Origin of the sequence: Gracilibacillus phocaeensis (assembly GCF_900626275.1) — a bacterium.
GTDB lineage: Bacteria > Bacillota > Bacilli > Bacillales > Amphibacillaceae > Gracilibacillus > Gracilibacillus timonensis.
On record NZ_LR131142.1, the window covers coordinates 43,584 to 65,984 of the forward strand.

The following is a 22,401-nucleotide window of genomic DNA, read 5'->3' on the forward strand; positions in this document are numbered from 1 at the left end:
AGTTATACACATAAGTATATAACTATATCAGTATAATACAAAGGAGGAATTTAGATGGGATATGCCATAGAGGTAAAAGACTTAACGGTGAACTACAAGCAATTTCAGGCTCTAGATCAATTAAACTTTTCCTTAGCACCTAATAAAATCCATGGACTATTAGGCAGAAATGGGGCAGGTAAGACAACGTTATTAACCATTCTCTCCTCATTTCGACCGGCTAAGCAAGGCACTGTGTTGATTGATGGAAGGAATCCGTTTGATGACGAGGAAATCATGGAAGGGACGGTGTTTATCTATGACAAGGATTATACCTATGACTACAGCAAAATAGATACAGTGATCAAAGAAATGAACTATTTCCGCCCTAATTTTGACGAGGACTATGCCAGAAACTTAATCAAAAAATTTAAGATATCGGATAAGAAGACCATCAATCAATTGTCAAAAGGAAAGCAGTCAGCCTTCCAAATAACGATTGGATTAGCTAGCCGCGCACCGCTTACTATTTTTGATGAGGCCTATCTTGGGATGGATGCCCCGTCAAGAGAACTGTTTTATCAGGAGTTACTGACCGAACAAGAGCGATACCCACGGACAATTATTTTTTCCAGCCATTTGGTGTCGGAAATGGAATATTTGTTTGATGACGTGGTGATGATTGATGAAGGCAAACTATTACTGCAAGGGAGCTATGAAGAGGTGATCGAGCAGGGCTTCTCCATAACCGGAGCTCAAGCAGATGTTGATCGCTTTACACACTCTTTAGAGATAATCAACGAGAAGCGTTTGGGTGGAACGAAATCGGTAATGGTTTATGGTGCCTTGTCCAATCAGCAACAACAAGAGGCAAAATCATCTGGACTGGAAGTAGGTTCCTTATCCTTACACGACCTATTCGTCCATGTCACGAAGGAGGAAGAAGAATGAATCAAACCATGGCAAGATCCAAGAAGTTAGGCTGGGGAGTATTAGCAGAACAGGCAAAATGGGCAGTATGGTTCCTGGTGATTTTATGTTTGATTTTTTTGGGACTCACTTTGCTCCATAACTATGTTGAATCCGTTCAACTTGATGATTTTATGATAAACAACAATGCTTCCGCTATTTTTATGTTGATTGTAGGGATATTGTGCACCTATAGTTTTCTTGATTATTACGTTAAATTAGGGATCACTCGCAGAAATTTCTTCAAGACGGCCCTATTTGCCTCTATCTTATTATCAATCCTTTTGGCTATTGCTTTTATTCTGATGATCGTGCTGTTAGAATGGATCATTACTGTCATGGGTATGGCGATCCCTTGGACGGATCAAGTAAGCAATAGTGACATCGCTCAGGTATTAACACAATTCACCAGCTACACACTCATTCATTTTTCCTATTTTTTAATGGGGTGGATGATCGGACTGGGTTTCTATCGTTTCCGTTGGTTCATTGGCCTTTTATTTGTAGCAGCTGGTTTATTATTAGCTAGTCTCATGAAAATGTTGTATGTCAATCTATTTCACGTTGGTCCGATCGTGCTGCTCCCCGACACTTGGGTGATTACTGGTTTTCTCGCTCATCTACTTTCGGTATTGCTGTTCCTGACCTTGATTGCTGCTAATTACCGCTTGATAAAAGATGTAACGATTCGATTATAAACGAGGATACTTCTCGACGATCTTAGTGATTTTTATGATAATGTTTCACGTGAAAATCATCCAAGAAAGGAGGAAAACAGAACGATGTCTGCTTCATTTCATGATAATAAACCAATCTTTGTTCAAGTACGCGAACAGATAGAGGATCAAATTGTAAATGATCAGTTGAAAGAAGGGGATCAAGCACCCTCTACCAATCAACTAGTTCAATTTTATAAAATCAATCACGCCACCATCTCCAAAGGGATTACACAATTAGTAGATGAAGGTATTTTATTTAAAAAGAGGGGGGTCGGAATGTTTGTTGCAGAAGGGGCAAAACAAGTATTGATCGAAAAACGAAAACAGGCCTTTATGGAAGATTACGTAATCGGCTTGGTGCAAGAGGCAGAGAAATTGCAGATTAGTGACAAGGAGATGATCGAGCTGATCCAGCAGGCTAAAAAAGAAATCTAGTACAGCTAAAGCATGTAGAGTAGCAGCGCCTGGCTTCTCCACATGCTTTATCCGTTTATCTTCTGAAATAAATCTCTTTTAGGTCACCATATCAATCGACTAAGCAAGATATTTTGCAAATGAACCCCAATATAATTATAGAATGACAGAGACTCATATTATTTCCATAAATATGTTATACTAACATTAGAACAACAGATAGGAAAGGGCGTGTTCTCATGACGACCAATATTTTAGTTGCTTATGACAGTTCAGAATTAAGTGAAAAAGCAGTAGAAGAGGCCAAAAGACAGGCACAGCTCGTTGAGAATGCTGTGATACATGTGGTAACGGTGGTTTCACATGGTGGTCCAACAACAAATGCAATGCTGGCACGTAGTTTTATGAACGACCTCGCCGAAGAAGCCCGCCCCGGCTTGGAGCGCATTCAAAACGAATTAGAGAAAGAAGGACTGCCATGCTCCTCAGATGTCCTCTTGGATTATTCTTTTCGTAATCCAGGCTCCAAACTTGTCGAGTATGCAGACGAAAATCAGATCGAATTAATTGTATTAGGCAGTCGAGGACTAGGTGGAGTAGGTAAATTTCTACTAGGAAGTGTCAGCAGTCAAATTGTTCAGCAAGCAAAATGTAAAGTGCTAATTTTGAAATAAGCTCGATGAAAAGCCTGCACACCATTTGGGAAAAGTTGTGTGCAGGCTGTTTTTTTACGTCAATTGCTGTTCAGCAAACGAGCGATATAACGCATGATGCTCCATTAATTCTTGGTGGGTTCCTTTTCCGGTAATTTCTCCTTGTTCGATAAAAATGATTTGATCGGCATGAACAATCGTTGCTAGTCGATGGGCAATAACAAAGGTCGTTCTGCCTTCCATCAAACGATGCAATGCCTTTTGTACGACTTGCTCCGATTGACTGTCTAAGCTGGCTGTTGCTTCATCCAGTAACAATAATTTCGGGTTGCGCAGAAAGGCGCGCGCAATATTAATACGCTGACGCTGTCCGCCTGATAGTTTCGTCCCTCTTTCACCTACCTCGGTATCTAAGCTTTGGGGAAGTTCTTGAATAAATTGTTCGGCATAAGCCATTCTTGCCACTTCCCACAGCTGTTGGTCTGTGATCTCATTCGCATTCGCTAAACCATACGTCAAGTTCTCTCTTACTGTCCCCGACATCATCGAGCTTTCCTGAGAAACATAACCAAGCTGGGAACGCCAGGAGCGCATCGACAATTCGTTGATCGATTGATCACCAATTAGAACTTGCCCATTGGTAGGCTGATAATAACGTTCAATCAAGCCAAAGACCGTTGTTTTTCCACCGCCACTTGGACCAGCGAACGCGATCATCTCTCCCGATTGCGCCGAGAAAGACATATTATTGATAACCGGCTCCCCTGTTTCATAAGCGAAGTCCACCCCTTGAAAGTGAAGCGGCAGACCATCGATCGAACGCTCCACTCCTTGATGTGTTTCTTCGACATCCTTTTCTAAAATTTCCATGATTCGTCCGGTTGCCCCTTTTGCCTTTTGCAATTCGGTAAAGAACATCGCAAACGTGGTAATCGGGAAGACGATCTGGAATAAATAAAGTAAGAAGGCGACCAAAGAGCCAGTAGACATTGTGCCTTCTTCGACACGAATCCCACCATATCCAATAATCACGACGATCACAAACATGACAATCATATACATAAACGGACCAACAACAGCAAAGATTTTGGCTTCTCTTAGACCGGTTTTAAGCAAACCAAGGATACCTTTCATCCCTTTTTTTACTTCCATATCTTCGGCGGTTGATGATTTCATTAACTTGATTTCACTGACTGTCTGCTGGATCTCACCTTGAAAAGATGCCGTCTGATCTTGCAGTTTTCTGGAAACCTTCGACATTCGCGATCCCAAAGGCATCATCACTAATACCGTCAATGGCACAGCAACTAACATCATTAAGGTCATTCGCCAATCCATAATCAATAGTATAACGACGGCACCGATAATCGAAATCAATCCCGAGATAAACTGGGGGAAATGTTGAGAGACGAGATTCTTAACAATACCTGTATCATTGATAACCCGGCTGACCGACTCCCCGCTCGGCTGTTGGTCAAAATAACGAACAGGCAGGCGAATTAGCTTCATCCAGATGGTTTCACGCAGGCCAGCAACCACCTTTTGTCCTACAAAGGCTAAGGCATAGCCTGAAAATCCATCAATCAGCGCATGCAGTATAAAAATGCCGACAATTAACGCAATAAATCCGGCACTAATCGTTGTGAATGAGAATCCATCGACCAATTCCCTTGTTAGTAATGGGATCGTTAAACCAACTAAAGTGGTTAACACGCTCCCTATCAGCCCAAGCACCAAAATAAACGTTGGTAGTTTTAATGAAAAAATAAGTGACATAAACGCCTTAACCGATTGATTCTCCATATCATTTCTCCTTCTGTGATCCTTTTCCTTTATCATATAACATTCATGCAAGTGCTCACTTTGCTATCCATACTGCTTATAGAACCGTCTATTTTAGATACCATTCCGTCTTGTTACTTGAATGTTTTAGTGTATAGTTTTAACATATATCAAATGGCCCTCGCTGACTTCTGTAAGGGTTACGATTGGTCCGCACTGCTCTGATAAAAATGATCAAAGACCTCCCCAAGCCAAGCTTCTTCTTTTTTATTGAAAGGAATATAGGATAGCCTCTCCATCTCTTGCAAAAACTGCAAGATTTGCTCTTCGTTTTCCTCGTGATGGATATCCATTTTGAAAATACCTTCCACATCTTGTATCCTATCGAGCTTCAATAACCCCAATAAATAATCAAAATAATCCTCGACCACTGCGGTCACCTCTGGATCTTCTGGCGGTCTGCCTGTTAATCGCTTCAACGCTTTTAAAAATTGCAGCAATTTTTGCTCATATTCCATCTTTTCCATTATCGTTAAACCGAATAACCTCGACCATATCTCTTCTTTCATCATTGGCTTAGTCATTTCCTCTTGTTTCTTTTCTGATTGTATGCCTGACACCAGACTAAATAACAAATCACTGTCAATTTCCTCTTCCTGATCCATCAGGTGAACCGTCCGTTGAATCGTTTCCAAGGCCGTTTCAATCTGTGCTTTATCCTCTCTTAACTTGGCCTGCTGTAAAAGTAAGGTATCCTTAAAGCCTAGATCTAAGGCATCTGATTGTAAATATTTTTTGATAGCGGCTAACGGAAGCCCAAGAAATTTCATCGTCATAATTTGATGTAGTCTCATGGCATCGTTTTTGTCATAGATGCGATGTCCCGCTTGATTGCGTTTAGGCTGCATCAGCTCTTTCTCTTCATAATAATGCAAGGTGCGAACAGAAACCCCTGTATAGGCGGCAAATTCACTAACTGTAAAAGCTTCCGAATCCATAAAGATGACACCTCCTATTCTACATACTATCTTACCACCTAACGTAACGTGAGGGACAAGTGTTTTTCATGAAAAAAAATCGCTATCGATAAGGATAGCGATTTTTTCTATATATGTATATTGCTTTATTTTCATTATATGGCGGAGGAGGAGGGATTCGAACCCCCGCGAGCCGTGAAGCCCCTGGCGGTTTTCAAGACCGCTCCCTTCAGCCGGACTTGGGTACTCCTCCGAATTACTGACGACAAGTAATAATATAGCACAGCGAAAAAGGCAAGTCAAGAGGATTTAAAAAGTTCTGCATTAAACCGAACAGCCAAACGACCACTATCCAAAAAATACTAAAGTACTTTATGTTTTATTGAAATCTCTCCTTTTTATCTGATAACATAACAATAAAATATTTCCAAAGAAAACTCATCCATTTTTCAAAAAGGAGAGAACTATTATGTATGATAAATGTCCTAATTGTGGAAGCAAGCAGCTACAAGAGGGAATAATAAGAGCCTCCAATGCTGAATTATACATTTACTCTAAAAAGAAAAGGAAAGAATGGAATGATAAAGTTCCGTTAAATTCTCATTTAGGAGCTTCTTCAACGATAACAGCAAAATACTGCACAGAATGTGGGTTTATTTTGGCTGCTTTTGTAGATGAGCCAAATCATTTAAACGACTAAATGAACGCTAGTTGAGTGGATAGCTATTATGAAATGGATTCAATTAGCGGCGTTTTTATTTCTTCTAAATCCCCAAAATATCAGTCTATAGATGGAAAAGGTACAGACTGAAAAAAATAAATTTTCCTCCATATCAATTGGTTGATTTACCATTAGATTTGTTAAACAAAGCATTACAAAAAGCGTTATACTGCCAAAAATGATGATGATCATTTCTCTCATTGTAACACCTCCATATCAAAAAAATATAAAAGTAATTAGCGATATTTGTCATTTAGTCCTTTGTTTTTAGACTTTTACTTTATCCTACTTCGAAAAAGAAAACATGCAGTTAGACATTACTATATCATCTATATTAAAAGAAGAAGCCCCATCCAACAAGGCTTCTTCTCCATTTTTTACCCAATCACTGTCTTATTCCCCATATATGGCACTAACACCTCTGGTACCTTAATCGTACCATCGGCCTGCTGATAATTTTCGATAATCGCGGCTACGGTACGGCCAATCGCCAGTCCTGATCCATTTAAGGTATGGACAAACTCGGGTTTCCCCTTCTCTTCACGGCGGAAACGAATACCAGCACGTCTTGCTTGGAAGTCTTCAAAATTAGAACAAGAAGAAATCTCACGATACGTGTCATTGCTTGGCATCCACACCTCGATATCGTATTTCTTGGCGGCGGTAAAGCCTAGATCGGCTGTACACATGCTCAGAACGCGATAAGGTAAATCAAGTAGCTGGAGTACCTTCTCCGCATGTCCTGTTAATTCCTCTAACACTTGATAAGAATCTTCTGGTTTGACCATTTGGACCAATTCTACTTTATTAAATTGATGCTGGCGGATCAATCCCCTTGTATCACGGCCGGCTGAGCCTGCTTCAGAACGGAAACAGCCGCTAAAGGCGGTGAATTTCTTCGGTAGCTCTTCGCCTTTGAGGATTTCTTCTCGATGATAATTAGTCACTGGTACTTCTGCGGTTGGTGCTAAAAAATAGTCCCACCCTTCAATCTTGAAGGCGTCCTCTTCAAATTTTGGCAGCTGCCCTGTGCCGGTCATACTAGTACGGTTCACCATATATGGCGGCAGCATTTCCTGGTAGCCATGCTCATCGGCATGTAAATCCATCATAAAATTTAGCAAAGCACGTTCCAGGCGGGCACCTAATCCCTTATAAAAGACAAAACGGCTGCCTGTCACCTTTGCTGCCCGTTCAAAATCGAGAATATCCAAGGACGTGGCCAGATCCCAGTGTGCTTGTTCCTGAAAATCAAATGAAGGCAGCTGTCCCCACTTGCGGACTTCCACATTGTCATCCTCGGTTTCGCCAATCGGTGTAGACTCATGCGGGATATTAGGGATAGAGAGCATAAGTAAATCTAACGTCTCTTCTACTTCTCGCAGCTCACTATCAATCGCTTTAATTCGATCACCGACTTCACGCATTTCAGCAATCTTATCATCGGCGTCCTGCTTTTCTTTTTTCAATTGAGAGATTTGTTTGGACACCTCATTACGTGTCGCCTTTAATTCTTCCGACTCCAAAATCAATTTGCGACGTTTCTCATCCAAATCACCAAAGCGATCCAAATCGGTTAAATCTTCTCCTCTGTGCTGTAATTTCTCTTTCACCTCATTAAAATGGTTGCGAAGTAGTTTCCTATCCAGCATGTTAGTGCCTCCTTTTTTTGATTACAGCTGATAAGTGCCTCTATAAAAAAACTCCCGCCCCTTGCTATGGTCTTCATAGCAGGGACGAGAGTTTTTCCCGCGATACCACCCTGATTGGAGAATAGACTTCTCCCGGCTTCTTTCAGTCGATAACGGTCTGCACCGGGTACATGTACTTTGCTTTCCATCTACCACTCCAGGATGGATTCACTTAGGCACTATGCCGATTTTCAGCTACCATCGGCTCTCTGAGATAGTTTGCCTAAATTACTATTTCCTATCGTCGTTTTACTTATCCTATGTTTATTATATTACTTTTCCACCATTTTGACAAAGTATTCAGTCAAGCGATGGTCATCGGTTAATTCGGGATGAAAGGAGCTGCATAGATAATGCCCTTGCTTGGCTGCTACAATGCTGCCCTGATATTCTGCCAGCACCTCTACCTCATTACCTACAGCCTCGATTTGCGGCGCTCGAATAAAGACCGCTTCAAAATCATCTGCCACCCCTTTAATCGCTAATTCCGCTTCAAAGGACTCACGCTGACGGCCAAAGGCATTGCGCTCTACCTTGATATCCATCAAACCCAAATGCGGCTTTTCCTGTCCAACAATTTGATTGGCTAATAGAATCAGTCCGGCACAGGTGCCAAAGATTGGCTTACCCGCTTGTCCAAATGCCTTTAATGGCTCAAAAAAGTCATATTTATCAATCAAACGGCGCATCGTGGTACTTTCCCCGCCTGGCAAAATTAAGCCATCAATGTCCGCTAATTCTTCTTTATGCTTGATTACTGCTGCTTCCGCTCCTGCTGTCTCAATCGAACGAACATGTTCACGGATTGCACCTTGTAAACCTAATACACCGATTTTTACCATCTGCTAACTAACTCCTTACCAGCCACGATCCTGCATACGATCAGCAGGCTCAATATTGCTAATTTCAATTCCTTTCATGGCTGTTCCAAGATCCTGGGATACCTTAGCGATCAATTCATAATCTTCATAATGCGTGGTTGCTTCCACAATAGCACGAGCAAATTTAGCCGGGTTGTCTGATTTGAAGATACCAGATCCTACAAATACACCATCTGCCCCAAGTTGCATCATTAAAGCCGCATCGGCTGGTGTCGCTACACCACCTGCTGCAAAGTTTACAACCGGTAGACGACCGTTTTCTCTAATATTTAATAAGACTTCATATGGTGCACCTAAATCTTTCGCATAGGTCATCACTTCGTCTTCATTCATATTGACCAGTTTACGCACTTGTGCATTGACTTCACGGATATGACGTACTGCTTCTACAATGTTCCCAGTGCCGGGTTCACCTTTGGTACGAAGCATCGAAGTTCCTTCCCCAATTCGACGAGCAGCTTCACCTAAGTTGCGGCAGCCACATACAAACGGGACGGTATATTCACGCTTATTGAGGTGATAAACCTCATCTGCAGGGGTTAGTACTTCACTTTCATCAATATAATCAACGCCTAAGGCTTCTAATACACGTGCTTCGACGATATGACCAATACGCGCTTTCGCCATAACTGGAATCGATACAGCGCCCATTACTTCTTCTACAATTGTTGGGTCGGCCATCCGTGCTACACCGCCAGCGGCACGAATGTCAGATGGCACTCGTTCCAAAGCCATTACCGCAACAGCGCCTGCCTCTTCGGCAATTTTCGCTTGTTCGGCGTTGACCACGTCCATAATGACGCCACCTTTTTGCATTTCTGCCATACCGCGTTTTACTCTATCTGTACCTACTTTAGACATATCTCGTTCCTCCTATATATTATCAGTTCCTATATCTATTATATAATAGATAGGGCTTAAATGCCAACTGGCTTAATCGGGATTAATCAAATAAACCTTTTACAAAATCAACAACGGTCGTGAATAAGCCACTAAAGAAATGGCCAATCGCGCTTAAAGAAAGCATAAACCAATTCGCTTTTTCCACACCAGAAGTCGTCACTAAGTCGACGCGATGCCCCCCGGTTGTTTCATCAATATAGCCGTAATCGCTGTCTCCGTTATAATTAAGTACTACTTCGCCAATCTTCTCACCCGACTCAATAGGCGCTTCTAAACTGCCATCTGCCGTTAATTTATCTTCATCCATCTGATATTCGACGGAGTACAGCTCCTCTTCTTCATCCGCAATCATCGATGAAATAGGTTCAGCTGCTGCAATATTTACCGTGTTATCTTTCCCTTTAGCAACCGGCAAGGTCGTTTGATCTTCTAACTGGTAACCAGCAGGGAATAATTCGGTGGATGCAAACTGAGAAAAGCCAAACTCCATTAATTTTTGCGTTTCTTCAAAACGTTCCCCTTCTGAACCAGTTTTCATGACAACCGTAATTAAACGTCGATCGCCCTGTTGCGCCGTTCCGGTAAAGCAATATCCCGCCGCATCGGTATGTCCTGTTTTCAGTCCATCAATTCCTTCATAACCATATTGGGCAAAATTATCATTGTCCCATGGCAGCATCCAGTTCAGATTCTCCAATTGACGATTATCCAATTCGGTTGTTAACATACTGGTATATTCTAAGGCTTCTGGATGATCATTGATTAAGTGATAGGCAAGTAAGGCAGCTGATTTTGCCGACAGTAAATTGTCAGCATTTGGATCGGTTCCTTCTGGCGCATTCTCCCCTAAATCTGCATTTCCAAGTCCAGTTGAATTAACAAATTTATAATCGGTTAAACCTAGTTCTTCTGCCTTGTCATTCATCATCTGGACAAATTCGCCTTCCGAACCAGCTACTAGTTCTGCTAAGGCAACGGTTGTCCCATTATCAGAAATAATCGACATCGCTTCGTACAACTGACGCACGGTGTAATCTTTTCCTTGGGTTAAACCAATCCCTGAAAAGCCAGGATCAGAAGATAGCCAATAGGCATAATCACTGATTTCGGTCGTATCATCCCAATTTATATCTCCGTTTGCTATCGCCTCTAGGACCAGGTATTCAGTCATCATTTTCGTCATACTAGCTGGAGGTAATTTTAAATCAGATTGTTTTTCATATAGTATTTTTCCTGTATCGGCATCTACCACAATGGCTGATTCTGCCGTTGTCTCTATGTTTTCTATCCCTTTAATGGTTACAGCATTCATGGTAAATGCAGTAATGGTCAATACGGTAATCATCGTTAATATACTTAATTTTTTTATTGTTGCTTTCACTCTTTCTACCTCCAACGATATTTTTCATACGAAATTATTTTACCACAACTACAACAAATAGAAAATAACGCTATGTGCCTAACTGAAAATTATTTTGATGGACTCATGGTGTTCCTATTTTCTTATCTGGCAAAAAAAAGGGCTGTCTTCTGAAGTTCTCTATTAAGACTTGTAAGACAGCCGCTGTGCTTTATTCAATTGATGAAAAACATCATGTTACGGAGTAGTTTGGTGATTCTTTGGTAATCTGCACATCATGGGGATGACTCTCACGAAGTCCAGCACCGGTCATACGGATGAAATAGGCATCATTGCGCATTATATCGATCGTTGCAGCGCCACAATAACCCATACCTGCACGTAAACCACCGAGCAGTTGATGAACCGTATCGGCTAACGGTCCTTTATAGGCTACACGACCTTCAATACCCTCTGGCACCAATTTCTTGGCGTCTTGGGAGTCTTGGAAGTAACGATCATTGGATCCGCTTTGCATCGATTTGACCGATCCCATGCCACGGTATACCTTATAACGTCTGCCTTGGAATATTTCTGTTTCACCAGGACTTTCTGATACTCCGGCAAAAAGACTTCCTAACATAACGGCATGTGCCCCAGCTGCAATGGCCTTCGCGATATCACCGGAATACTTAATTCCGCCATCTGCAATGACTGGAACACCGTATTTTTCCGCCTCTGTCGCACAATCATTCACCGCAGTAATTTGTGGCACCCCTACACCTGCGACAACACGAGTCGTACAGATCGAACCTGGTCCAATACCAACCTTGATAATATTGGCGCCTGCCTCAATTAAAGCCTTGGTTGCTTCAGCTGTTGCTACATTACCTGCGATAATATCAATATGAGGATATTGGTCACGCACACGGCTCACCTGTTCCAGTACCCCTTTTGAATGACCATGTGCCGTATCAATAACTAGTACATCTACCCCAGCCTCTACTAATTTTTCGATGCGGGTCAGGGAGTCTGCCGTTATACCTACTGCAGCACCAACCAATAAACGACCTTGTTTGTCCTTCGCCGAATGCGGAAATTCAATCACTTTCTCAATATCTTTAATCGTGATTAATCCTTTTAACACACCGGCTTGATTGACGAGAGGAAGTTTTTCGATTTTATGTTTTTGTAAGATCTTTTCCGCTTCTTTAAGATCTGTATCTACTGGTGCGGTGACTAAGTTTTTACTTGTCATCACTTCTGAAATCCGAATTGAATAGTCTTCAATAAAACGGAGATCTCGATTCGTTAAAATGCCAACAAGTTTTTGTTCCTCTTCATTGTTGACAATAGGCACACCTGATATACGGAATTTACCCATTAAATGCTCGGCATCGAACACTTGATGCTCCGGAGTCAGGAAGAACGGGTTAGTAATCACACCACTTTCTGAGCGTTTGACACGATCTACCTGTTCGGCTTGATCTTCAATGGACATATTCTTATGGATGATCCCTATCCCGCCTTGTCGCGCAATCGATATAGCAAGTTGTGCCTCGGTCACCGTATCCATACCTGCACTTAAAAATGGGATATTAAGTGTGATGTTATCCGATAACTTGGTTTGTACCGATACTTCCTTTGGCAATACATTAGACTCTGCTGGTACTAATAGTACATCATCAAAGGTTAATCCTTCTTTACTGAATTTATCCGTTCTCATCGATATGCCTCCTTGTTTTTTGTAATCGCTATGTGAATGAATAATAGATTGGAGAATAATGGTGACTTTCGCCTATTTCACAGGCTTTACACCCTTAACTATTGTTAATTACAATACGACATGTTACGGTGTTTTTCAACCTTTTTTTATTGGCAGTGAAGTGGGCTTTGTCTAACGATAGGATAAAATCAATCATGTAAGAGGTTACATCGTCTTGATTTTTTTATACTCAAAGAAGGATAAAATTCTTGGGATCATTAGAAAAGGGAACGATTTTACCATGAACGAATCGGTAGCCTGTATCTATTTTTAATTAGTGATAAAGGAAAGGTCGGGTTTTTTCCATCTTTTCTTATACGATACGGGAGGATAAGATCGATGAGGTCATTGTGCTTTGTCGGTATATTGTTATGATACACTAAACTTATCTTATAAGAGGAGGCATTGGATGAAATATATATATTCGCTCCTTATCATTGGCGTAGTTGCAACGATTAGTTTGTCAATCTATTCTTTTATACAAGCACAGCAAGCAGACCAGGAAATAACAGAAAAATCAGCCACTACAGAGCAGATGCCAGCCTATCATTTTGTCTTAATTGGCGAGGAAATGGATCATGATTATTGGAAACTAGTCGGAGAAGGTGCACAAGACACAGAAGAAAAATATGATGTAGCCATTGAATATAATGGTCCCAGACGCTCCAATCCGGATGAACAATTAAAACTGTTGGATATGGCAATCAAATCCAAAGTCGATGGCATTATTGTACAAGCCTTAAATGACGATTTTCTCCCGGTCATCGACAAAGCGGTCGAACAAGGGATACCAGTGATAACGATTGATACAGACGCCCCTGAGAGTCGTCGATCGGCATATATTGGAACAGATAATTACCAAGCTGGTCGGCAGGCAGGGGAACAGCTCCTAAATGATTTAAGTCCAGATGAAAAGGTGGGGATTATTACCGGCAGTTTCACCAATGACCATCACAAACTACGTGTCGAGGGGTTTAGAGATGTTGTGGAAGAAGAAGGGGTAGATATCGTCGCCATCGAAGAATCCAATATAAGCAGAACCACCGCTGAAGGGAAGGCATACAGCATGTTGCGAGATCACCCTGAAATCACGGCACTGTATGGTACCAGCGCTTTAGATGGTATCGGTATGGTAGCGGCCATCGAATCATTAGACATCCAAGATGACTTATACGTGATGGCCTTTGATACCTTGGAAGAAAATCTTCAATTACTAGCGCAGGAGAAGATTGACGTCTTAGTTCAACAACAATTTTATAACATTGGTTACACCAGTGTCGAGCTCATGCTGGATGTAATGGAAGGGAAAGACGTTCAAGATACTTATTATACTCCAATTGATTTTTTAAAGAAAGAAGATCTCGGTGATGCGTATGATTAAACTGCGGACGAAATTACTCCTTTACTTTCTTGTTATCTTGGTATCGATGGTTGCCCTTTTTCTCATCCGTGAGTGGCATACACAGCGTATCGTTAGCTTACACGAAGAAAATTCCGAGCATTATTTTCTCTTAAACGAGTTAACCAATAGCACGGATCTTACTTTGCAGTCATTACAAATATTCGTGCATGAACCAACGGAAAATAATAAAGAAGCCTATCAACAGGAAAAGCAGCAGCTGCAGACACTCACAACGGATTTCGAGCAAAAGATTCGTGACAGTATGGACAAGCAGAATTATTTGTCCCTCTTAACTAGTTTTCAAGAATATGCAGATGAGACGATAACGTTAGTGGAGCAGGATCATATTGAGCAATACGCCTCGTCGTTAAATGAAACAGACAGAACCGCCGATTACATTCATGAAAAAACACTGGAATTCATTAATCAACAATTGACAGAGTATCAACATATCATTGAACTAGAGAACCAGCGTATAGAAGAGGCTAAAAAAACAGGTTCTTTCGTCTTTCTAACGATTATCTTGTTAAGTATTTTATTTGCTTTATGGTTCTCCAATGGAGCGACCAAGGTGATTGAAAAACTAACCAGCGCCTCCAAAGAAATTTCGCAAGGCCACTATAATATCCCGGATGTACAAGTATCTCAGCGTGATGAATTACGTGTCCTAACCGATACATTTAACCGCATGAAATACAATATTGTCGAGGCCATCAGCGAAATGAAAGAGAAGGCGAAAATGTCTCAGCTGCTAAAAGAAATGGAGCTGAAAAGTTTACAAAATCAGGTGAATCCACACTTTTTATTTAATACCTTGAACGTTATCTCGAAAACCTCTTATATCGAAGGAGCCGATAAAACTAGTGATTTAATCCATTCCATCTCTGCATTATTGCGCTATAATCTCGGCAATCTTGATAGAGAAACATCCTTGAAGGATGAGGTAGCGGTTGTCAATGAGTATTTCTTCCTCCAGCAAAGTCGATTTGGAGACAGGATTACCTTTGAACAGAATATCGAAGAAGACTGCTTGCATGTTGCCATTCCTTGTTTGACTTTACAACCACTGATTGAGAATGCCTTTGTCCACGGCATCGAGGAAATGGCAGAAGACGCCGTTATTACACTCGCTATTTTTTCAACTGCTCGGCAAGTAGTGATTGAGGTTTCAGATAATGGCAAAGGGATGTCCCAAGCGAAAATAGCAGCAATCTTGAACCATCAAGAGACAGATAGGGAACAAAAAGGGCATTCCACTGGGATCGGCTTGCGCAATGTAATGGAACGATTAAAGATTTTTGATAAATCCAGTGATGTAGCCATTGTCTCTGAAGTAGGTAAAGGAACAACGGTGAGAATCACGCTAGATAAGGGGCGAACTACATGATAAAGATAATGCTGGTAGACGATGAACCAATTGAAAGAGAAGCGATTCAATTAATATTAGAGCGGAATCGAACAGGAATAAAGATTGCAGCAGAAGCAAAAAACGGTAAAGAGGCGGTCGAGCAGGCGATCGAACAAGAACCGGACATTATTTTTATGGATATCAAAATGCCGGAAGTCGATGGTTTGCAAGCAGTGGAGCAAATTTTGGCAAAGCTTCCCGATGTGAAGTGTATCATGGTTTCTGCCTATGACACCTTTCAGTATGCAAAAAGGGCGATGCAGTTTGGCATCAAAGAATATTTATTGAAACCAAATAAACCATCAGAAGTATTAGAAGCATTTGACCGCATGGTGGAGGAATTAACCGATCAAAAATATTGGAATCAACGTTTAGAGCAAGCAAACGCCATTATAGAAACGGAATTCATTTTAACGTTGATGATGGATCACGTACATGCTTTGGATTCGGCTTCCTTGGGAGAATGGTTAGAGATTGATGATACATCGATGTTTGTGGTTGTATTCTCTTTCCATTCCGTTGATACATCTCTTACCAGAGAACAAAAAAAACATTGGTATCAACTGTTGAAGAACGTATTAGTGGAGTTACCCTATCCGCATGTTATCGGACCACTGCTTGGTTACCAAGTCCCTGTGCTAGTGAATGGAGAACAGGTTAACAATCGATCCTTCATTGTAGAGGCCGTTCATCATTTGTCCTCGTCTTTTGAGAAAGAACAACTGCAGATTGGGGTAGGAAGACACAAAGATGATTTATCTAAATTCTCCAGTTCCTATGAAGAGGCGATCTTGGCATTGCAATACGCTAAAGACAATCCAAGTTCGTCCTACACTATATTTGAGGAAAAGATGGCCACAGCCGTCCCTCAACAGTCGGATATCGATTTGGAAAAGAAATTACTCCACGCCATTAGGATAGGGGATGAACGACAAGCGAATGAATGGTTCGATCAATATGTAGAGCTGGTCCAAAAACAAGCGAATTATCGAATCGACTTGATCAGCAGAACGATTCAAGATTTTTTCAAGGTATTACAACAAACATTCCAAAAAATAGGTATCTCTATTCCTAGCGTGATAGATTTAGCCACATTGGATAATATCATCTTAATCAAAGAAGCAGCCAGACAGCAGCTGGCGCAGGTGATGGAGAATCTGAGTGAATGGCGTTCTTTCAGTATAGAAGGCGTACTGCATCAAGCAAAAGAATATATCCAGCTACACTACAACAAGCAGCTCACCTTGGAAGAAGTGGCGGATGAAATTGGCTTAAGTTCTTATTATTTTAGCAGACTATTTAAGGAGCAAGCAGGGATTTCTTTTATCGAATATCTAACCAGCCTAAGAATGGAGAAAGCGAAGGAATGGTTATTAGATCCTCGTTATTCTTTGAAGGAGATTGCCTTAACAGTTGGATACAAGGATCCAAACTATTTTAGCCGTGTGTTCAAAAAGACTACACAATACAGCCCTAGTGATTATCGCAAACAATACTTTAGCGGCTAAATGAGATCAAATAACAAAAAAATCTAGTATGTAACAAAAAAGTGAAGATAGTTACCCGCTGAATCCAATATAAACGTGATAAATTAGGAACTAACAAAGAAATTATTTATTTGATTGACAGCGTTTTAATCGAATAAACAGATTAGTTTTATCATCAGAGGAGGATTCAGAATGGAAAAGAAACATTCACTTTGGTATGTTATCTTAATCGCTTCAGCAGCTGGGTTGGCAGGTTTACTGTATGGTTTCGATACAGCTGTTATCTCAGGAGCGATTGGTTACTTGCAGGAAGTCTACGGATTAAGTCCCGCCATGGAAGGCTGGGTTATTTCCTGTGTCATGATTGGTGGTGTGATCGGTGTCGCCTTATCCGGATTTTTAGCCGACCGTTGGGGACGTAAGAAGATCCTCATGGTAGCCGGGGTCTTATTTATTATCTCTGCCTTAGGATCGGCATTGGCCACGGGTGTAACCATGTTAGTCTTCGCCCGAATCATCGGGGGCTTAAGTATTGGTTTTGCCTCTGCATTATCTGTCACTTATATTAGTGAGTGCGCCCCGCCAGCCATTCGCGGCCGCTTAGGTTCGATGTATCAATTATTTACGATTCTTGGTATCTCAGCTACATTTTATATTAACTATGGGGTGGCCAATAGTGGTACCCATGAATGGGGGTTAGAAATCGGCTGGCGGTGGATGCTCGGTTATGGAGCAGTACCAGGGATCATCTTTCTCTTTATTCTGTTCTTTATCCCAGAAAGCCCACGTTATTTAGTTCAGAAAAAAGACAATGATCAAGCCTTTTCTATTTTGCAACGAATCAATGGTAAAGAAATTGCCGAAAAAGAAATAGCAGAAATTAAGGCCTCCATCGAGATAGAAGAAAGTAGTTCGATTAAGGAGTTATGGAAACCAGGCTTAAAGAAAGCAATGGGGGTAGGTATTTTTCTTGCTTTATTTAATCAAGTGATCGGTATGAATGCCGTCAACTACTATGGTCCTGATATTTTCCGAAGTGTTGGATTTGAAAATAATACCGAGTTTCTGGCTACCAGTATCATTGGTAGTGTGCAAGTGGTATTTACGATTGTAGGTATTCTTCTCATTGACAGGCTGGGGCGTAAGAAATTGATGGCGATTGGTTCCAGCTTGATGGCTATCTTTATGTTCCTGATTGGCAGTGTCTTCTATTTCGACCCTGCTAATGCCGGTGTCTTATTAATCGTGATGATTGCTGGTTTCACGGCGGCATTCTGTGTATCCATGGGACCAATTCCTTGGATTATGATTCCGGAAATCTTTCCAAATCATTTGCGTGCCAAGGCAGTAGGCATCGCAACAATGTTCTTGTGGGGCGCCAACTGGGCGATCGGACAATTTACTCCTGTATTAATTAACAATATGGGTAGTGCGTTTACGTTCTGGATGTTTACTGTGATTAATATTATCTGTTTTACTTTCGTTATGACGATTGTTCCAGAGACCAAAAACAAGTCATTAGAACAAATTTCTCAGTTATGGAAGACAAAAGAGCAGAAGGAGAAAGAGGACCAACTGCAAGATCAGTATTCTCACTAGAAGCTAGGAGATAAGAAAAACCGGAGGGAGTGGCATATAGCCGCTTCCTCCGAGTTTTTATCTGATAAGTGCGTATTCTATCGGTTCATCATTCATTATCCTATTATAATGGATACATGATACTCGCTGTTTAAGGCCCCGTAAAAGTTTAGAGTATCTCCTCAACTGCTAGGTGTTGATCTTTTGTCAATTGCACAATTTGGTCATTATGTAATAGGCGCACGATCGGTCGGGAAGGATTTTGCCTATCCAGATAGACAATCGTGGCTGCTTCGCCATTGGAAAGCAATACCTGCGCACCTGCTATTTGCCGCTCCCACACATCCATAAATGCTTCTACAGTGGCAAAATCCAATTGATGATGTTTTTGTTTCTGGATCTCCTCCACAACCTGAAAAGGCGTCTGTGGCTTTTGATAGACTCGGCCCGTTGTCATTGCATGATAGACATCGGAAACGGCAAGAATTTGGGCAAAGGGATGCACCATAGCTCCCTCTACACCAAGTGGATAACCACTCCCATCCATACGCTCATGATGCTGCAAAACTGCCAATTTCATTTCTGATGCCATCAAAGAAACATGCTCTACCATACGATAGGACCATACAGGATGCTGCTTTATTTCATTCCATTCTGCTTCCGTTAATGCCGCTGACTTCTCCAGGAAATTGTTATGTAGTTTGGCCATGCCGCTGTCCATTAGAAAGGCGGCCATGCCAACTTGAAACCATTCCTGCTTATAGCCTAAACGTTTCGCAAGATCAGCAGCCAACAAGGAAACACTCACCCCGTGATGGAAAAAGTAGTCCTTTGCTGTTGCCTGGTTAGATAATGACAAAATTGAAAAATCACCTTGCCTGACATACGCTAATAAAGGACTCAGAAGCTGACGCACTTGTGGAAGATCGATGCCTATTCCACCTTGCCAGCCCTGGAACATTTTTTTATATGCCGCTACGGTGCCCTCATATACCGTATGAAAGACAGGCTTAGTGGGAAGCTGTGGTTCCTGACGTGCAGGTTTCACCTTTTTGCTTGGAACAAAGGGTTTACCGGAAGCCAGGCTTTCTGATACCTCTACAACAGCTATATTAAAATGCTGTAATGCTTGTATATGTTTTTCAGAAACAATGGTGTTACGCTTCATAATCGGATGTTTACTTAAACCTACAACATCCTTGGTAATCACACACCCATCCTGCAATTGACCGGGATGCACCTGCAACAGAATCGCCGCCCTTCGCTTTACTCTGACTCTTCTTCCTCCAATTCGTCTAATTCTTCCCGATCCACTTTGGCAACAGTAGCCACCTTCTGATCATCTTGTAAACGAATCAAACGGACCCCTTGAGTGTTTCTTCCGGTAATAGAGATTCCTTCAACCTGCATACGTATCAGCACACCAGACACGGTCATGATCATAATATCTTCCTCGTCAGTTACCACTTTCACCGCAACCACTTGTCCGGTTTTTTCGGTTATGTTACACGTGAAAATCCCTTTACCACCACGATTCGTTCGTCGGTAATCTTCCTCAATCGTACGTTTACCATAGCCATTCTCGGTCACATTTAAGACATATTGCGATTCTTCCATAATTTCCATCGATACGACCTCGTCTTCACCACGTAAAGAAATACCTTTTACACCCGCGGCAGTACGTCCCATTGCACGAATTTGCTGCTCTTCAAAACGAATCACATAGCCATTTCTTGTTCCAATCAGGATATCCTTTGTACCATCTGTCATACGTACAGAAATTAATTCGTCCTGATCACGTAAGTTTAACGCGATAAGGCCGCCTTTGCGAATATTAGCAAACTGGGTTAACGAAGTACGCTTAGAAATACCATGCTTTGTGGTAAAGAAAAGGTACCAGTCCTCATGAAATTCACTAACGGAGATGACAGCATTAATCCATTCCCCTTGCTCTACCTCAAGTAAATTGATAATCGGAAGCCCTTTTGCCGTTCGATTGAATTCGGGGATTTCATATCCCTTCGAACGGTACACCTTTCCTTTGTTGGAAAAGAAAAGTACCGTATCATGGGTAGAACAGGAAACCAAATGCTCCACAAAGTCATTATCATTCGTCCCCATTCCTTGTACTCCTCGGCCGCCACGGCGTTGTGCACGGTAAGTAGAAGCAGGCAGGCGTTTAATATAGCCGCGATGGGTAACAGTTACGACAATATTCTCTTCCGGGATAAGATCTTCATTCTCGATCAGATCAATACCGCTTGTTACGATTTCGGTTCTGCGGTCATCACTATATTTTTCTTTGATTTCAAGTAATTCTTCCCGAATAATTTCAAGGATCTTTTCTTCATTGGCTAAGATCGCCTTTAATTCATCGATTAAGGCCATGATTTGATTGTACTCTTCCTCAATCTTCTCTCGTTCCAAACCAGTCAAGCGTTGCAGACGCATATCTAAAATAGCCTGTGCTTGCTTTTCTGATAATTCATACTGGGTCATTAACCCTTCTCTGGCAATATCAGTCGTTTGAGACTGACGAATTAGCGTAATAATCGCATCAATATGATCCAAGGCAACACGTAAACCTTCTAAGATATGTGCACGTGCCTCTGCCTTATTTAAGTCATACTGAGTCCTGCGAATAATGATTTCCTTCTGGTGCTCTAAATAATACTCAAGACATTGCTTCAAGTTTAATACTTTTGGCTGTCCATCCACTAATGCCAGCATATTGATACCGAATGTTGTCTGCAATGATGTATGTTTATAAAGATTATTTAATACAACATTTGGATTGGCATCACGACGTAACTCAATAACCATCCGCATACCATTTCGATCGGATTCATCACGCAAATCAGTAATACCTTCAATCCGTTTATCACGAGCCAATTCAGCAATCTTCTCAATTAGTTTGGCCTTGTTCACTTGATAAGGAAGCTCAGAAACAAGGATCGTTGCTTTTCCATTAGCTTTCTCTTCAATCTCAGTTTTGGCACGAATCGTAATCGAACCTTTACCTGTTTCAAATGCCTTGCGAATACCACTTCTCCCTAAAATTTGCGCTGCTGTTGGGAAGTCAGGACCTTGAATATATTCATCCATTAATTCAGCGATTGTAATATCTGGTTGATGACTAATCGCTAAGATGGCATCAATCGTTTCTCCTAAATGATGTGGAGGGATATTTGTGGCCATACCTACTGCAATCCCAGAAGCCCCGTTAACGAGCAAATTAGGAAACTTCGCCGGCAGTACCTTAGGTTCTCTTTCCGAACCATCATAGTTGTCCATATAGTCAATCGTATCTTTCTGAATATCCCGCAGCATTTCCATGGAAATCTTAGACATTCTTGCCTCTGTATAACGCATAGCTGCTGGAGGATCACCATCGACAGATCCGAAGTTTCCATGCCCATCTACCAGCATATAACGATAACTAAAATCTTGTGCCATCCGGACCATCGCGTCATAGACAGCAGAATCCCCGTGTGGGTGATACTTACCAATGACATCCCCCACAATCCGAGCCGATTTCTTATATGCCTTATCCGCGTGCATTCCCTGATCGTTTAATGCATATAGAATTCGGCGATGCACAGGCTTCATGCCATCACGCACATCCGGTAACGCACGAGAGACAATAACACTCATGGCATAATCCAAAAAGGATGTACGCATTTCTTGCCCTATATTAATTTCTTGCACTTGTGGACGATTATGCTCCACCATA

19 protein-coding genes, 1 tRNA gene and 1 other annotated feature are annotated in these 22,401 nt (G+C 41.6%); of the genes, 9 read left to right on the forward strand and 11 right to left on the reverse strand.

Annotation, left to right across the window (positions count from 1 at the left end):
- Nucleotides 1-54: 54 nt before the first annotated feature.
- From E0E32_RS02555 to E0E32_RS02570, 4 genes are all read left to right on the forward strand, one after another.
- Nucleotides 55-930, forward strand: coding sequence for an ATP-binding cassette domain-containing protein (locus E0E32_RS02555; RefSeq protein ID WP_130858877.1), 876 nt, complete (start codon nucleotides 55-57; stop codon nucleotides 928-930).
- Nucleotides 927-1,646 (forward strand): hypothetical protein, encoded by a 720-nt coding sequence (locus E0E32_RS02560; RefSeq protein ID WP_130858878.1) that lies wholly within the window; start codon nucleotides 927-929, stop codon nucleotides 1,644-1,646. The genes E0E32_RS02555 and E0E32_RS02560 overlap by 4 nt, the downstream gene beginning before the upstream one ends.
- Before the next feature lie 84 nt (nucleotides 1,647-1,730).
- Complete coding sequence (locus E0E32_RS02565) at nucleotides 1,731-2,102, forward strand: GntR family transcriptional regulator (RefSeq protein WP_130858879.1); 372 nt, start codon at nucleotides 1,731-1,733, stop codon at nucleotides 2,100-2,102.
- Nucleotides 2,103-2,320: 218 nt separating this feature from the next.
- Nucleotides 2,321-2,755, forward strand: a complete 435-nt coding sequence (locus E0E32_RS02570; protein ID WP_130858880.1) for a universal stress protein — start codon at nucleotides 2,321-2,323, stop codon at nucleotides 2,753-2,755.
- A 54-nt stretch (nucleotides 2,756-2,809) separates the two neighbouring features.
- Here the strand turns inward: E0E32_RS02570 and E0E32_RS02575 are convergent, their stop codons facing one another.
- The 3 genes from E0E32_RS02575 to E0E32_RS02585 all read right to left on the reverse strand — a co-directional run bounded on the left by E0E32_RS02575 (nucleotide 2,810) and on the right by E0E32_RS02585 (nucleotide 5,746).
- Complete coding sequence (locus E0E32_RS02575) at nucleotides 2,810-4,537, reverse strand: ABC transporter ATP-binding protein (RefSeq protein WP_130858881.1); 1,728 nt, start codon at nucleotides 4,535-4,537, stop codon at nucleotides 2,810-2,812.
- A gap of 179 nt (nucleotides 4,538-4,716) precedes the next feature.
- Nucleotides 4,717-5,514 (reverse strand): MerR family transcriptional regulator, encoded by a 798-nt coding sequence (locus tag E0E32_RS02580; RefSeq protein WP_130858882.1) that lies wholly within the window; start codon nucleotides 5,512-5,514, stop codon nucleotides 4,717-4,719.
- Between the two features lie 139 nt (nucleotides 5,515-5,653).
- A tRNA-Ser gene (locus E0E32_RS02585) sits at nucleotides 5,654-5,746 on the reverse strand.
- A gap of 216 nt (nucleotides 5,747-5,962) precedes the next feature.
- Here E0E32_RS02585 and E0E32_RS02590 point away from each other — a divergent pair.
- On the forward strand, nucleotides 5,963-6,193 hold the full coding sequence (locus tag E0E32_RS02590) for a PF20097 family protein (protein WP_130858883.1): 231 nt from the start codon (nucleotides 5,963-5,965) through the stop codon (nucleotides 6,191-6,193).
- 39 nt (nucleotides 6,194-6,232) lie between these two features.
- On the opposite strand, the gene E0E32_RS22010 is transcribed toward E0E32_RS02590, so the two are convergent.
- The 6 genes from E0E32_RS22010 to guaB all read right to left on the reverse strand — a co-directional run bounded on the left by E0E32_RS22010 (nucleotide 6,233) and on the right by guaB (nucleotide 12,754).
- On the reverse strand, nucleotides 6,233-6,415 hold the full coding sequence (locus E0E32_RS22010; protein ID WP_165444930.1) for a hypothetical protein: 183 nt from the start codon (nucleotides 6,413-6,415) through the stop codon (nucleotides 6,233-6,235).
- Between the two features lie 176 nt (nucleotides 6,416-6,591).
- Nucleotides 6,592-7,866, reverse strand: a complete 1,275-nt coding sequence (gene serS / locus E0E32_RS02595; RefSeq protein ID WP_066195288.1) for a serine--tRNA ligase — start codon at nucleotides 7,864-7,866, stop codon at nucleotides 6,592-6,594.
- Between the two features lie 77 nt (nucleotides 7,867-7,943).
- Nucleotides 7,944-8,159: a binding site (T-box leader), on the reverse strand.
- Nucleotides 8,160-8,177: 18 nt separating this feature from the next.
- Nucleotides 8,178-8,747 (reverse strand): pyridoxal 5'-phosphate synthase glutaminase subunit PdxT, encoded by a 570-nt coding sequence (gene pdxT / locus E0E32_RS02600; RefSeq protein ID WP_130858884.1) that lies wholly within the window; start codon nucleotides 8,745-8,747, stop codon nucleotides 8,178-8,180.
- 15 nt (nucleotides 8,748-8,762) lie between these two features.
- Nucleotides 8,763-9,647, reverse strand: a complete 885-nt coding sequence (gene pdxS / locus E0E32_RS02605; RefSeq protein WP_066195300.1) for a pyridoxal 5'-phosphate synthase lyase subunit PdxS — start codon at nucleotides 9,645-9,647, stop codon at nucleotides 8,763-8,765.
- An 82-nt stretch (nucleotides 9,648-9,729) separates the two neighbouring features.
- The gene (locus E0E32_RS02610) at nucleotides 9,730-11,070 is read right to left on the reverse strand and encodes a D-alanyl-D-alanine carboxypeptidase family protein (RefSeq protein WP_434059199.1); all 1,341 of its coding nucleotides are present in this window, start codon (nucleotides 11,068-11,070) and stop codon (nucleotides 9,730-9,732) included.
- Between the two features lie 211 nt (nucleotides 11,071-11,281).
- Nucleotides 11,282-12,754, reverse strand: coding sequence for an IMP dehydrogenase (gene guaB, locus E0E32_RS02615; protein ID WP_066195310.1), 1,473 nt, complete (start codon nucleotides 12,752-12,754; stop codon nucleotides 11,282-11,284).
- 448 nt (nucleotides 12,755-13,202) lie between these two features.
- Here guaB and E0E32_RS02620 point away from each other — a divergent pair, with 448 nt between their 5' ends.
- From E0E32_RS02620 to E0E32_RS02635, 4 genes are all read left to right on the forward strand, one after another.
- On the forward strand, nucleotides 13,203-14,174 hold the full coding sequence (locus E0E32_RS02620) for a sugar-binding protein (RefSeq protein ID WP_130858885.1): 972 nt from the start codon (nucleotides 13,203-13,205) through the stop codon (nucleotides 14,172-14,174).
- Nucleotides 14,161-15,582: a sensor histidine kinase gene (locus E0E32_RS02625; RefSeq protein WP_235817556.1), complete on the forward strand. Its 1,422-nt coding sequence runs from the start codon at nucleotides 14,161-14,163 to the stop codon at nucleotides 15,580-15,582. Before E0E32_RS02620 ends, E0E32_RS02625 begins: the two co-directional genes overlap by 14 nt.
- Nucleotides 15,579-17,111: a response regulator transcription factor gene (locus E0E32_RS02630; RefSeq protein WP_066195316.1), complete on the forward strand. Its 1,533-nt coding sequence runs from the start codon at nucleotides 15,579-15,581 to the stop codon at nucleotides 17,109-17,111. Before E0E32_RS02625 ends, E0E32_RS02630 begins: the two co-directional genes overlap by 4 nt.
- A 171-nt stretch (nucleotides 17,112-17,282) precedes the next feature.
- Nucleotides 17,283-18,689, forward strand: coding sequence for a sugar porter family MFS transporter (locus E0E32_RS02635; protein ID WP_130858886.1), 1,407 nt, complete (start codon nucleotides 17,283-17,285; stop codon nucleotides 18,687-18,689).
- A 148-nt stretch (nucleotides 18,690-18,837) separates the two neighbouring features.
- Here E0E32_RS02635 and E0E32_RS02640 read toward each other — a convergent pair whose 3' ends face one another.
- Together E0E32_RS02640 and gyrA are read right to left on the reverse strand one after the other, a co-directional pair.
- A complete protein-coding gene (locus E0E32_RS02640; RefSeq protein WP_165444931.1) occupies nucleotides 18,838-19,908 on the reverse strand; it encodes an HD-GYP domain-containing protein in 1,071 nt (356 codons plus the stop codon).
- A 26-nt stretch (nucleotides 19,909-19,934) separates the two neighbouring features.
- The gene (gyrA, locus tag E0E32_RS02645) at nucleotides 19,935-22,400 is read right to left on the reverse strand and encodes a DNA gyrase subunit A (RefSeq protein WP_066195326.1); all 2,466 of its coding nucleotides are present in this window, start codon (nucleotides 22,398-22,400) and stop codon (nucleotides 19,935-19,937) included.
- Nucleotide 22,401 lies beyond the last annotated feature (1 nt).